Consider the following 12,607-nt stretch of genomic DNA (forward strand, 5'->3'; position numbering starts at 1 on the left):
CGGTGCAATGCGCCCGGGGCGGGCACGGCACACGGGTACGGCCGCCCACTGGCACGGCTCGATGCCGGGCGCCTGCGGTGCTGCGGGCCCGCTCCGGTGGGAGCGGGCCGTCCACCGGCCCCGAGACCGCGTCGTGCGCGGCTGAGTCCGCTGCCGTGCCCCCGAGTAGGACGGCTGCGATGACGGCAGGGGGTGCGACCCCGCCGACGGCGGGGCGTGACCGCCTCCGGTCGGGGTCAGCTTTCGGCGAGGATGTGGGACAGCTCCCGGTCGAGGTCGAAGTGACGGTGTTCGGTGCCGGGCGGCACCGCGGCGTCGGTCCGCTTGAGGAACGACTCAAGCGCCCGGGCCGGGGCCTCCAGCAGGGCTTCTCCTTCCGGAGAGCTCAGCGCGATGCAGACCACCCCTTGCCCGTGACTGCGCGACGGCCACACCCGGACGTCGCCGGTACCGGTGGGTCGGTGCAGCCCCTCCGCGAGGAGATCTCGGGCGAACACCCACTCCACGGTCTCGTCGGCGCCCGTGTGGAACGTGGCGTGCACGGCGTAGGGGTCGGCGGTGTCGTAGCGCAGGCCCGCGGGGACGGGCAGTGAGGACTCGCTGGACACGATGAGGCGCAGGTGCAGCTCGCAGCTGACCGTGGTGTTCATAAGCGCCATGGCCTTTCGCTCAGTGTGCGCTCGGGGAATCGCACGTCGGCGAACGGACCATCCCACCCCCAAGACCGATGTAAACCCCTCTGTCCCGATTCAGGCGCGAGTCGTACCCCTGACGGCGCATTGCGGAATCGTCGCGCAGCGGCCCGGTCGGGCATTACCGAGGCACTTCTTGGTTAGTTTCCTGGCATGACTGTGCGAAACGACAAGACGGCCGGGAACACGAGAACGGGTGAAGCGGTCACGCCGGATGACGGACCCGTCGGCGGCGGCCGGGCGGTCGGCTCCCGGGCCCCGGCCTTCGTGCGCCGCTCCCGCGCGCTGCACCGGGCCTGGCAGGTGGTGATCTTCCTGGCCGGCCTCGCCGTGGTCGGGCTCGGCGTGGTGCTGCTGCCGCTGCCCGGGCCCGGCTGGGTGGTGATCTTCCTGGGCATGGGGATCTGGGCCACCGAGTTCGTCTGGGCCCAGCTGGCTCTGGGCTGGACCCGCCGCAAGGTCGCCGAGGCGGCCCACCGGGCGATGGATCCGAGGGTGCGCCGCCGCAACCTGACGATCACCGCCATCGGGCTGGCCGTCGTCGTCGGGGCGGGCGGCTGGTACCTCGCCCGCTACGGCCTGGTGGCCCCCTGGCAACTGGACGAGAGCTGAGCCGTCCGGGTCCGGGGCCGCGGGCAGGGAGGGTGTTCGGACCACCCTCCGGGATGCGGTAATGTTTTCCCTGCACCCGGGCGATTAGCTCAGCGGGAGAGCACTTCGTTCACACCGAAGGGGTCACTGGTTCGATCCCAGTATCGCCCACCGGAATGCATTGTGATATGTGAGGCCCAGCCGATTATCGGCTGGGCCTCACATGTTTTTCCGGAATCCCTCCGAGGAGTCCGGTAATCGACTGAGGCACAGTCACCTTCCGCGCGGAGCGCGAGTTCTGCGGATGCGTCGGCGCACCCCGGAAGGACGAGTTGTACGACGACCCCCGAATGGTGCTACAGTTCTTCTCGTTGCCCGGGCGATTAGCTCAGCGGGAGAGCACTTCGTTCACACCGAAGGGGTCACTGGTTCGATCCCAGTATCGCCCACCGGACAGCACGCAGGCCCTGACCAGGGAACCGGTCAGGGCCTGCGGCGCGTTCCGGGCCCGATGCGCCGGGGCCGCCCGCTACGCCGCCGCCTCGCAGCCGTGCTCCGGCTCCGACCGCCGCCCGCAGCCGCACCGGGCCGGCCGCAACGGCCAGGACAGGTCCACCCGCTCCGCCACCCCCGAGCGGTCGAACCAGCCCTGCAGCCCGCGCGCCTGCGCCGCGTGCCAGACCGCCTGCCGCAGGTGCAGTTCCGCCACCGTCAGCCCGCCGACCGCCGCCGGGTAGCGGGCGCCTATGCACCGGGTCAACGTCAGCGCCGCCGTCGCGTCCGCGGCCGCGTCGTGCGCCCCGGCCAGCTCCACGCCGTAGTGCGCGCACAGGTCGGTCAGCGTCCGGCGGCCCTTGCGGTAGCGGTCCACGTGCTTGTCCAGCACCCGGGGATCCAGCACCAGCAGCCCGGCCGCCGCCAGGCCGCCGACCAGCGTCAGCCCGTGATGGCGGCGCAACTCGCGGTCCAGCAGCGTCAGGTCGTACGGCGCGTTCATCACGACCACCGGGTGCCCGGCCCGGGCCTCGGCCGCCAGCGCGCGGGTGACCTCCGCCACCACCGCGCCGGCCGGCCGGCCGTGCAGCCGGACGTGCTCGTCGGTGATGCCGTGCACCGCGCGGGCGCCGTCCGGGATCGGGACGCCCGGGTCGGCGAGCCACGTGGTAGTCCGCACCGGTGCGCCCGGGGCGAGTTGGACCACCAGGGCGGCCGAGACGATCCGATCGTTCTCCACGTCCACGCCGGTGGTCTCGGTGTCGAAGGAAGCGAGTGGGCCGGTGTACCAGTGCTGCTGCATGACTGCCCCTCAGGCGTGCGTTCCGCGCCCGGTTGATACCCGGTTCTGACGGACCTTCAACCCGTTTGGCCCAGGCCGGACCGGGGATCCTGCCCATGACTGTCCCGTTCGGATCGACCGGCCCGCTCGAACGCCGGACGGGCCCGCAGCCGGGGGAGGCCACGGGGCGATGGCACTGACACAGCCGCAGCCCGAGGAGGCGGCGGCCGTCCTGCGGGGGAACCTCGCGGTCACCGCGTGCATGGAGACGCTGCAGGTCGGCTACCTGCACGCGGTCGCCGCCGCGGCCGGCTGCTCGCTCTCCCAGCCGTTCCCGGACAACGGCATCGACTGGCAGGTCAACCACGGCTCCCGGGCGCACCAGGTGGACGACGAGGTCACCATCAAGATCCAGCTCAAGGCCACCCAGCAGATCGCGCCCGACCCGGCCGGGCGCTTCTTCAGCTTCACCCTGGACAACGACCACCTGCGCAAGCTCGCCCGGCCCCGGGTCGCCGTGCCCCGGATCCTGGTCGTGATGCTGCTGCCGAGCCGGGTCGACCACTGGCTGCGGGCCCGCCCGGACGCCCTGGAGCTGCGGCACTGCTGCTACTGGGTCAACCTGGCCGGCCACCCCGTCACCGGACAGCGGCGCACCAACGTCCGGGTGCCCACCGACAAGGTCTTCGACGACCGCGCGCTCTGCGACATCATGGCCCGGGTCGGCGCGGGCGGCAGCCCGTGAGCGCCCGGCCCCGGCAGCGAGGAGCCGACCCCATGACACCGCCGCACGGACCGGGCGAGCCGCCCCAGCCCCTGCCCGACCCGGCTACCGTCGACCCCGCGGTGCTGACCACCCTGCTCGCCCGGCACGGCTGGATCCGCCGCGGCGGCCCGGCCACCCGCTACGGCCGCTGGACCCCGCCCGACGGCGAGCCCGGCACCAGCCTCCTCGTCCCGGCCGCGGACGGCTTCGACGACGCCGTCGAACTCCTCACCGACGCCGTCACCGCACTCTCCCGCTCCCGCACCCCCTCGGCCCGCTCGATCCTGCTCGCCCTCGCCGTCCCCGGCGACGAACTGCGCTGGCGCCGCGAACGGCCCGGCGCCGCCGAGGCCACCCCCTGGGACGACGCCGAGCGGCTCCGCCGGGCCGCACGCGGGATGCTCGCCGCCGGGGCCAAGGCCGCCCGCGCCAGGGCCGCCTACTTCGGCGCCCGGCTGGACGGCCCCGCCGGGGACTTCCTGGACCGCGTCCTGGTGGTCGAACACGGCGCCGCCCTCACCGCGTACACCCCCGCCCCCGAGGGCCGCGCCGCCGTGACCACCCTCGTGCGCGCCCTGGAGGCGCTGCGCGACGCCGTCGACTACCGCCGGGTCAGCGGCGGGCCCGAGGCCTTCGAGAACGCCGTCCAGGCCGGGGTCAGCCGGGAGCTCGTCCAGTCCGTAGGGGACCTCGTCCGCGGTGCGACGGCGGCCCGGCTCACCGTCGCGTGGTCGCCCGCCGCCGGAACGCCGGGTGGCTTCGGTGACCGCCGGATCGTGCTCGACTTCTCACCGGGCGACCTGCCCGCCCTGACCGAGGCCGCCGACCTGCTGGAGCGGATCGAGCCCGCCGTCGCCGTCACCGTCGTCGGCGTCGTCACCCGGCTCAAGCGCGCCGACCCGGCCGGCCCCGGCTCGGTACGGCTGCGCATCCTGGCCGGCGCCGAGGTCCGCGAACTCAAGCTCCGGCTGCCCGACCCCGACTACCGGCTCGCCGCCGAGGCCCACCTCGCGGGCCTGCCCGTCCGGGTCTCCGGCCGGCTGGAGCGGCACGGCGGCTTCCGCCGACTGACCCGCCCACACGGACTGGAACCGTGCGGCTGGGAGGAAGGGGACCGCGAGCGGCTGCTGAAGTCCCTCGGGGAGAAGGCGGACGGAGGGGGCGAGGGGGCGTAGGTGGACGGCGGGGGCGACGCTCTCGGTACCATCGTCACGCGCAGCGCTGTGTTGCGTCCTCTGAAATCCAGTACGTCAGGAGAGACCGGTGACGGACGTCCGGGTAATCATCAGCCGCGAACCCGATCGGGAAGAGCGCGTGGTGACCACGGGCACCACGGCCGCCGAGCTCTTCGCCGACGACCGCTCGATCATCGCCGCCCGCGTCGGCGGCCTGCTCAAGGACCTCGCCTACGCCGTCCAGGACGGCGACGAGGTCGAGCCGGTCGAGATCGGCAGCAAGGACGGCCTCGACATCCTGCGCCACTCCACCGCGCACGTGATGGCCCAGGCCGTGCAGCAGCTCTACCCCGAGGCCAAGCTCGGCATCGGCCCGCCGGTCAAGGACGGCTTCTACTACGACTTCGACGTCGAGAAGCCCTTCCACCCCGATGACCTCAAGGCCATCGAGAAGAAGATGCAGGAGATCATCAAGCGCGGGCAGAAGTTCTCCCGCCGCGTGGTCACCGACGAGTCGGCCCGCGAGGAGCTTTCCGCCGAGCCGTACAAGCTGGAGCTGATCGGCCTCAAGGGCTCCGCCGCCACCGCCGGCGAGGGCGCCGACGTCGAGGTCGGCGCCGGCGAACTCACCATCTACGACAACCTGGACGCCAAGACCGGCGAGCAGTGCTGGGGCGACCTCTGCCGCGGCCCGCACCTGCCCAGCACCCGGCACATCCCGGCGTTCAAGCTGATGCGCAACGCGGCCGCCTACTGGCGCGGCAGCGAGAAGAACCCGATGCTCCAGCGCATCTACGGCACCGCCTGGCCGACCAAGGACGAGCTCAAGGCCCACCTCGACTTCCTGGTCGAGGCCGAGAAGCGCGACCACCGCAAGCTCGGCAACGAGCTCGACCTCTTCTCCATCCCCGAGGAGATCGGCTCCGGCCTCGCCGTCTTCCACCCCAAGGGCGGCATCATCCGCCGCGCGATGGAGGACTACTCGCGCAAGCGGCACGAGGAAGAGGGCTACGAGTTCGTCTACACCCCGCACGCCACCAAGGGGAAGCTCTTCGAGAAGAGCGGCCACCTCGACTGGTACGCGGACGGTATGTACCCGCCCATGCAGCTCGACGAGGGCGTGGACTACTACCTCAAGCCGATGAACTGCCCGATGCACAACCTGATCTTCGACGCGCGCGGCCGCTCGTACCGTGAACTGCCGCTGCGCCTCTTCGAGTTCGGGACGGTGTACCGCTACGAGAAGTCCGGCGTGGTCCACGGCCTGACCCGGGCCCGCGGCTTCACGCAGGACGACGCGCACATCTACTGCACCCGCGAGCAGATGGCGGAGGAGCTCGACTCCACGCTGACCTTCGTGCTCAACCTGCTCCGCGACTACGGTCTGACCGACTTCTACCTGGAGCTGTCGACCAAGGACCCGGTGAAGTACGTCGGCAGCGACGAGACCTGGGAGGAGGCCACCCGCGTCCTGGCGAGCGTGGCCGAGAAGCAGGGCCTCCCGCTGGTGCCGGACCCGGGCGGCGCGGCCTTCTACGGCCCGAAGATCTCGGTGCAGGCGAAGGACGCCATCGGCCGCACCTGGCAGATGTCGACCATCCAGCTGGACTTCAACCTGCCCGAGCGCTTCGACCTGGAGTACACCGCGGCGGACGGCTCGCGCCAGCGGCCGGTCATGATCCACCGTGCGCTGTTCGGCTCGATCGAGCGGTTCTTCGCGGTGCTGCTGGAGCACTACGCCGGCGCCATGCCGCCGTGGCTGGCCCCGGTCACCGTGACCGGCATCCCGATCACCGACGAGCACGTGCCGTACCTGCTGGACGTCGCGGCCGAGCTGAAGAAGCACGGGATCCGGGTCGAGGTGGACACCTCGGACGACCGCATGCAGAAGAAGATCAGGAACGCCCAGAAGACCAAGGTTCCGTTCATGCTGATCGCCGGCAACGACGACGTCGAGGCGGGCGCGGTCTCCTTCCGCTACCGCAACGGCGAGCAGAAGAACGGCGTCCCGGTCGCGGACGCCGTGGCCGAGATCGTGGACGCGGTGAAGAACCGCATCCAGGTGTGACCCGGTAGCACGACCGTCACGCGCGGGGCAGGCTCTCGATGAGTCTGCCCCGCGCGGCTTTGCATCCACCGTCGGGCGAATATGCTGATCAGCATGACGACTGAGCCGGAACTGCAGCGGGGCGTCGGGGAGCCGGACGGCTTCCGCCGCCTGTGGACCCCCCATCGGATGGCGTACATCCAGGGTGAGAACAAGCCCACCGGCCCGGCTCCGGACGACGGTTGTCCGTTCTGCTCGATCCCGTCGCTGAGCGACGAGGACGGGCTGGTCATCGCGCGGGGCAGCGCCGTGTTCGCGGTGCTGAACCTGTACCCGTACAACGGCGGGCACCTGATGGTGGTCCCGTACCGGCACGTGGCCGACTACACCGACCTGGACGAGGCGGAGACGGCCGAGCTGGCGGACTTCACCAAGAAGGCGATGACCGCGCTGCGGGCGGCGTCCGGGGCGCACGGGTTCAACATCGGGATGAACCAGGGCACGGCGGCCGGTGCCGGGATCGCGGCGCACCTGCACCAGCACGTGGTGCCGCGCTGGGGCGGGGACACCAACTTCATGCCGGTGGTCGGCCACACCAAGGTGCTGCCGCAGCTGCTGGCGGACACCCGCAAGATGCTGGCCGAGGTCTGGCCGCAGGGCTGATCCGGAGAGCGCGGAAGGGGCCCGTCACCGAGGGGATCGGTGGCGGGCCCCTTCGCCGTTCCGGCGTCCGCGGCGGGCGCCGGGCTCAGCCGGCGTTGAAGGTGTCGACGTCGTACGGCCGGGGGCTCTGCGCCTCGGCCTTGATGATCGAGGTGCGGGTCTTGAAGAAGCGGTCGGCGTCGAGGTCGTGCTCCTCCAGGAACTCCAGCGTGGCGGTGTGGACCGCGTTGAGCACCGGGACGGAGGCGTTCATGGCGTTGTCGACCATGGAACGGTTGTCCCAGGCGCGGCCGACCCAGACGTGCCGCAGGCCGAACGGTTCGGGCAGGCCGAGTCCGCCGCCGAGCCAGCCGAGCAGGCCGGGCATCCGGTAGAAGGGGGCGCGGACGGCCTGGCGGACGACCTCGTCGTTGTCGATCAGGGGGAGCTTGACGGTGCGGTCCTCCCAGAACTTCACCGTCTTGGAGACCGTCTTCTCCTTGTCCTTGGGCTTGTCGAAGAAGACGCCCTTGACCGGGCCGAGCGCGTAGCCGGCCACCGAGATGGTCAGCACGTTGGCGAGCAGGGTCACCGTGATGGTGAAGGTCAGGACGAGCTTGCCGTCGTGGGTGATGAACTGGGTGGCGAGGTAGTGCCGGGGGCCACCGGAGAACGTCTGTTTGTCGGCGATGCTCTGCACGGCGAAGTCGCGCATCCGGTCGCCGTCCATGTCGGCGTTGCCGGGGCGGCTGATCTCGTCGGCGCCCTCGCCGATGTCGAAGACCACCCACTGCTTGATGGTGACGTTGGGCATGCCGCTGTTGGCGACGTGGCTGATGCCGAGGCCCTTGAGGTGGGTGGAGATCCGGCGGACCAGGTCCCAGGGGTGGAAGGCGCGGAAGTCGACGTGGCCCTCGGCGGGGTGGAGCGTGTCGGCGAGCCGCCACTCGCCCCAGCGGCGGCCGGCGCCGAGGATGCCCTTGGGGCCGGCGTAGTGGTGGACGTTGGTCTCCTGCTCGCCGTCCAGCCGGCCGAGCTTGTCGCGCAGGTCGACGGCCTTCTTGTCGAGGTCGTCGCGCGGGACGGCCTTGGCGACGGTGGCGGCGACGGCGGAGCCCTCGACCAGGGACTGCCAGCGGGCGCGCAGGTCCTTGGCGGAGCGCTCGACGATCCGGCGGGCGAGGTACCAGCCGACGACCGGGGCCAGCATCGTGACGCGCAGGTAGATGCCGAGGACGCCGCCGGCCGGCGGGCGCAGCACGAGGAAGACGGCGAGGGCGGCGGCCAGCGCGAGGGTGATGCCGCCGTAGACGCCGGCGTTCTTCGGGTTGTCCCGTTTGAGCCAGGCGCGCACCTGGAAGGCGGCGAGCCAGAGCAGCGTGCCGGGGAGGAAGAGTCCGCCGGTGACCAGGGTGACGGTGGTGAGGTGCCGGTCGCGGGTGTTGCGCAGTTCCTCGGCGGCCAGGCAGTGTTCGACGACCTGGCGGGTGTCGACGCCGAAGGCCGGGACGATGGGCTTGCGGTCGCCGCCGAGGGCGCGGGAGACCAGTGCCTTGCTGAAGGCCTCCCCGAGGTTGGGGCGGAAGAGGGCGAAGCGGCCCTTCTTCTCCTTGGCCTCGGTGACGGCCGTGACGAAGCCGCCGATCTCGCCGTCGCGGTAGGCGGCCGAGGAGAGCGCCTGGGTGACGGCGGTCTGCGGGCCGGCGTCGGTCCGGGGTATCTGCGCACCCGGGGTCATGTCGAGTGTGGTCACGGTGGCGTCCCCTCCTCCCCTTGTCAGCGGCAGGTTACCGTGCCGCGGCCCCCGGGCGCCGATGATCGTCTGAAGTACCGTCACGATCGAGCCGTACCGGGGCTGAGAGGCATGATGCCCAGGTTCGGGTGGGTCGATACCCGCCGGAGCGGTCCGGTGTGGGGAGGAGGAGGATGGTGGTGGAGCCGATGGAAGGGGAGTCGTTGTGAAGGATCCGGTGCTGGTCTTCGACGGGGACTGCGCGTTCTGTTCGTCGTGCCTGCGGTGGGCGGAGCGGTACTTGCGGCAGACGTTGGCCTCGGGGGGCTGGGAGGCGGTGGCGTTCCAGTTCGCGGACCTGGCGGCGCTGGACGCGCTCGCGGGCGGCCGGGGTGAGGTGTCGGCCGAGCGGGCGGAGCGCGAGGTGCTGTGGGTGACGCCGACCGGGCGGGTGTACGGGGGCGCACAGGCGGTCGCGCGGCTGTTGATGCGCTCCGGCGGGGTGTGGGCGTACCTGGGCGCGGTGTTGACGGCGGCGCCGGTGCGGCCGGTGGCGGGTGTGGTGTACCGGTGGGTGGCGAAGAACCGGCACCGGATGCCGGGGGGTACGGCGGCGTGTGCGCTGCCGAACCGCGGGGCCGTCCGGTCGTGAGTCCGCGTGGCCGTAAGCCCGCCGGGCCGTAAGTCGGCGCGGTGGTGCGGCCGTTCGGCCGGTGCGCCGGTCGGTGGTCAGTCCGTGTAGCGCTCGGCCAGGGCGGTGGGCATGGGTTCGTGGCGCAGGTAGGCGCGGGAGAACTCGGCGGTGCCGTGGGTGAGTGAGCGCAGGTCGACGGGGTAGCGGACGAGCTCGAGCTCGGGGACCTCGGCGCGCAGCAGGGTGAGGCCGGTGCCGCCGGTCTCGGTGCCGAGGACGCGGCCGCGGCGGGCGGAGAGGTCGCCGAGGACGGCGCCGAGGTAGTCGTCGGGCAGCAGGATGCTGACGGCGGCGACGGGTTCGAGCAGGCGGATGACGGCGTGCTCGGCGGCGTCGCGCAGGGCGAGGGCGGCGGCGTTCTGGAAGGACGCGTCGGAGGAGTCGACCGAGTGGGCCTTGCCGTCGGTGAGGGTGACCCGGACGTCGACGAGCGGGTACCCGGTGGAGACGCCCTTGGCGAGTTGGGCGCGGATGCCCTTCTCGACGGAGGGGATGAAGTGCTTGGGGACGGCGCCGCCGACGACGTGTTCCTGGAACTCGAAGCCGGATCCGGCCGGGAGGGGTTCGACTTCGAGGTCGCAGATGGCGTACTGGCCGTGGCCGCCGGACTGCTTGACCAGGCGGCCGTGGCCGGCGGCGGCGGTGCCGAAGGTCTCGCGGAGGGCGACCTTGGGGGCGACGGTGTCGACGTGGACGCCGTGGCGGGTCCGCAGGCGGTCGAGGACGACTTCGGCGTGGGCTTCCCCGGTGCACCAGAGGACGAGCTGGTGGGTGTCGGGGTTCTGTTCGAGGCGTAGGGCCGAGTCCTCGGCGGTGAGGCGGGTGAGGGCCTGGGAGAGCTTGTCGTCGTCGGCCTTGCTGTGGGCTTCGACGGCGATCGGCAGGAGGGGCTCGGGGAGGAGCCAGCCGTCGAGCTCGACCGGGTGGCCGGGGTCGTGGACGGTGTCGCCGGCGCGGGCGGTGGTGAGTTTGGCGGCGCAGACGAGGTCTCCGGCGACGGCGTGCGGGACGGGGCGCTGGAGTTTGCCGAACGGGCTGGTGAGGGCGGTGACGCGTTCGTCGCCGTTCTGGTCGGCGGTGTGGGCCGGGCCGACGAGGTGGATCTTGGTGTCGGGGCGCAGGGTGCCGGCGTACAGGCGCAGCAGGCTGATCCGGCCGACGTAGGCGTCGCCGGTGACGCGGACGACCTGGGCGGCGAGCGGGGCGTCGGGGTCGCAGTCCGGGCCGGGGCGGGTGCGTTCGGTGGGGTCGGGGAAGGTGTGGGCGATCAGGTCGAGGAGTTCGGCGGCACCGAGACCGTTGTCGCTGGTGGGGACGGCGGGGTGGAGGGTGCAGTCGAGGACCTCGCGGCGGAGCCCGGCTTCGAGGGAGTCGGTGTCGAGGGTGTCCCCGGAGAGGTAGCGCTCCATGAGGGTGTCGTCCTGGCCGGAGATGGCCTCGACGAGGCTTTCGTGGGCGGGGCCGGTGTCGGGGAGCGGGGTGGCGTCGCCGTAGGTGTCGCCGGTGAGGAGGTCGACGCTGCCGTCGGGCTTGCCGTCGTGGAGGACGGGGAGGAAGAGCGGGCGCAGGGTGTCCGGGCCCAGTCCGAAGGCGTCGTGGCAGGCGGTGAGGATCTCGTCGAAGCCGGTGCGGGCGAGGTCGAGTTTGGCGACGGCGATGGCCCGGGGGATGCCCTCGGCGGCGCACTCGCGCCAGAGCGCGCGGGTGGGTGCGGTGACGGGGTCGGTGGCGGAGACGACGAAGACGGCGGCGTCGGCGGCGTGCAGCGAGGCGCGCAGGTCGGCGGCGAAGTCGGGGTGGCCGGGCGGGTCGATCAGGTTGATCTTGACGCCCTTCCACTCGAGGGGCAGCAGGGAGAGCTGTACGGAGCGTTGCTGCTGGTGCTCGATGTCCTCGTGGTCGGAGACGGTGGTGCCGTCGGTGACGCGGCCGACGCGGCCGGTGGCGCCGGCGGCGTGGGCGAGGGATTCGGCGAGGGTGGTCTTGCCCACACCGCTGGAGCCGATCAGGACGACGTTGCGCAGGTCCCGGGGGCCGGTGACGGCGGGTGCCTGGCCGGCTCGTGCCGTGCTGCGGTCGGGCATCGGGGTCTCCTCCCGTGGCGCCGAGGCTGTCCATCGCAGTCTAGGACCGGGTGTCGCGGCAGCGCGTGTCGTACGGCCGCTCGGTGACCGTGCGTGTGCGTGCCGTGGCGGGCGCGTCGTGCGGCGGTGCGTGCGGTGGAGCGTGTCTCCGGCGTGGCTACGATGGGTGGGCCGGACGGGCTGATCCGTCGGGCCGTCTGCCGTGTCGTGTTGCGCCAGGCGGGTATCTGGGAGATCGGGGCGGCTGGGAAGGCCATGCTCAACAAATACGCGCGTGCCTTCTTCACACGTGTTCTGACCCCGTTCGCCGCGTTCCTGATCCGGCTGGGCGTGAGCCCGGACACGGTGACGCTGGTCGGTACCGCCGGTTCGGTGACCGGGGCGCTGGTGTTCTTCCCGCGTGGGGAGTTCTTCTGGGGCACCATCACGATCACGCTGTTCATCTTCTCTGACCTGGTGGACGGCAACATGGCCCGTCAGCTGGGTCGGAGCACGAAGTGGGGGGCGTTCCTGGACTCCACGCTGGACCGGGTCGCGGACGCGGCGATCTTCGGCGGCCTGGCGATGTGGTACGCGGGCAAGGGTGACAACAACCTGCTGTGCGCGGTGGCGATCTTCTGCCTGGCGAGCGGCCTGGTGGTGTCGTACACGAAGGCCCGGGCGGAGAGCCAGGGCCTGCCGTGTGACGTGTCGGGGCTGGTGGAGCGGGCCGAGCGGCTGGTGGCCAGCCTGGTGGCGGCCGGGATCGCGGGCCTGCACGAGTTCGGTGTGCCGTACGTGGAGTGGCTGCTGCCGGTGGCGCTGTGGCTGGTGGCGGCGGGAAGTCTGGTGACGGTGTTCCAGCGGATGCTGACCGTGCGCCGGGAGGCGTTCGAGGCCGACCGAGCGGCGGCCGGGAGCTGATGGGG

The 12,607-nt window shown here is 71.9% G+C and carries 11 protein-coding genes and 2 tRNA genes; 9 read left to right on the plus strand and 4 right to left on the minus strand.

Going from position 1 to position 12,607, the window contains the following annotated elements:
- Positions 1-236 precede the first annotated feature (236 nt).
- Complete coding sequence (locus ABTY56_RS33650) at positions 237-650, minus strand: SsgA family sporulation/cell division regulator (protein ID WP_030056266.1); 414 nt, start codon at positions 648-650, stop codon at positions 237-239.
- Positions 651-845: 195 nt separating this feature from the next.
- On the opposite strand from ABTY56_RS33650, the gene ABTY56_RS33655 reads away from it, so the two are divergent.
- The 3 genes from ABTY56_RS33655 to ABTY56_RS33665 all read left to right on the plus strand — a co-directional run bounded on the left by ABTY56_RS33655 (position 846) and on the right by ABTY56_RS33665 (position 1,732).
- Entirely contained in the window at positions 846-1,304 is a 459-nt protein-coding gene (locus tag ABTY56_RS33655) for a TIGR02611 family protein (RefSeq protein WP_350633178.1), read from the plus strand.
- Between the two features lie 78 nt (positions 1,305-1,382).
- Positions 1,383-1,454 (plus strand) — tRNA-Val (locus ABTY56_RS33660).
- A gap of 206 nt (positions 1,455-1,660) precedes the next feature.
- Positions 1,661-1,732, plus strand: a tRNA-Val gene (locus ABTY56_RS33665).
- Between the two features lie 80 nt (positions 1,733-1,812).
- Here the strand turns inward: ABTY56_RS33665 and ABTY56_RS33670 are convergent.
- Complete coding sequence (locus tag ABTY56_RS33670) at positions 1,813-2,580, minus strand: exonuclease domain-containing protein (RefSeq protein WP_350633179.1); 768 nt, start codon at positions 2,578-2,580, stop codon at positions 1,813-1,815.
- 169 nt (positions 2,581-2,749) lie between these two features.
- Here ABTY56_RS33670 and ABTY56_RS33675 point away from each other — a divergent pair, with 169 nt between their 5' ends.
- From ABTY56_RS33675 to ABTY56_RS33690, 4 genes are all read left to right on the plus strand, one after another.
- Entirely contained in the window at positions 2,750-3,304 is a 555-nt protein-coding gene (locus ABTY56_RS33675) for a DUF4365 domain-containing protein (RefSeq protein WP_350633180.1), read from the plus strand.
- A gap of 32 nt (positions 3,305-3,336) precedes the next feature.
- A complete protein-coding gene (locus ABTY56_RS33680; RefSeq protein ID WP_350633181.1) occupies positions 3,337-4,500 on the plus strand; it encodes a hypothetical protein in 1,164 nt (387 codons plus the stop codon).
- 88 nt (positions 4,501-4,588) lie between these two features.
- Positions 4,589-6,568 carry a threonine--tRNA ligase gene (gene thrS, locus ABTY56_RS33685; RefSeq protein ID WP_350633182.1) on the plus strand — a complete coding sequence of 660 codons (1,980 nt, stop codon included), beginning with the start codon at positions 4,589-4,591 and terminating at the stop codon, positions 6,566-6,568.
- 81 nt (positions 6,569-6,649) lie between these two features.
- Positions 6,650-7,210: an HIT family protein gene (locus tag ABTY56_RS33690; RefSeq protein ID WP_350633183.1), complete on the plus strand. Its 561-nt coding sequence runs from the start codon at positions 6,650-6,652 to the stop codon at positions 7,208-7,210.
- 85 nt (positions 7,211-7,295) lie between these two features.
- On the opposite strand, the gene ABTY56_RS33695 is transcribed toward ABTY56_RS33690, so the two are convergent.
- A complete protein-coding gene (locus ABTY56_RS33695) occupies positions 7,296-8,942 on the minus strand; it encodes an AbeC-like domain-containing protein (RefSeq protein WP_350633184.1) in 1,647 nt (548 codons plus the stop codon).
- A 205-nt stretch (positions 8,943-9,147) separates the two neighbouring features.
- On the opposite strand from ABTY56_RS33695, the gene ABTY56_RS33700 reads away from it, so the two are divergent.
- Entirely contained in the window at positions 9,148-9,573 is a 426-nt protein-coding gene (locus tag ABTY56_RS33700; RefSeq protein ID WP_350633185.1) for a thiol-disulfide oxidoreductase DCC family protein, read from the plus strand.
- Between the two features lie 77 nt (positions 9,574-9,650).
- Here ABTY56_RS33700 and ABTY56_RS33705 read toward each other — a convergent pair whose 3' ends face one another.
- Entirely contained in the window at positions 9,651-11,699 is a 2,049-nt protein-coding gene (locus ABTY56_RS33705; protein ID WP_350633186.1) for an elongation factor G-like protein EF-G2, read from the minus strand.
- Between the two features lie 255 nt (positions 11,700-11,954).
- On the opposite strand from ABTY56_RS33705, the gene pgsA reads away from it, so the two are divergent.
- Positions 11,955-12,602 carry a phosphatidylinositol phosphate synthase gene (gene pgsA / locus ABTY56_RS33710; protein ID WP_350521275.1) on the plus strand — a complete coding sequence of 216 codons (648 nt, stop codon included), beginning with the start codon at positions 11,955-11,957 and terminating at the stop codon, positions 12,600-12,602.
- Positions 12,603-12,607: the final 5 nt, after the last annotated feature.

Origin of the sequence: Kitasatospora sp. NPDC097691, from assembly GCF_040302665.1 — a bacterium.
Lineage (GTDB): Bacteria > Actinomycetota > Actinomycetes > Streptomycetales > Streptomycetaceae > Kitasatospora.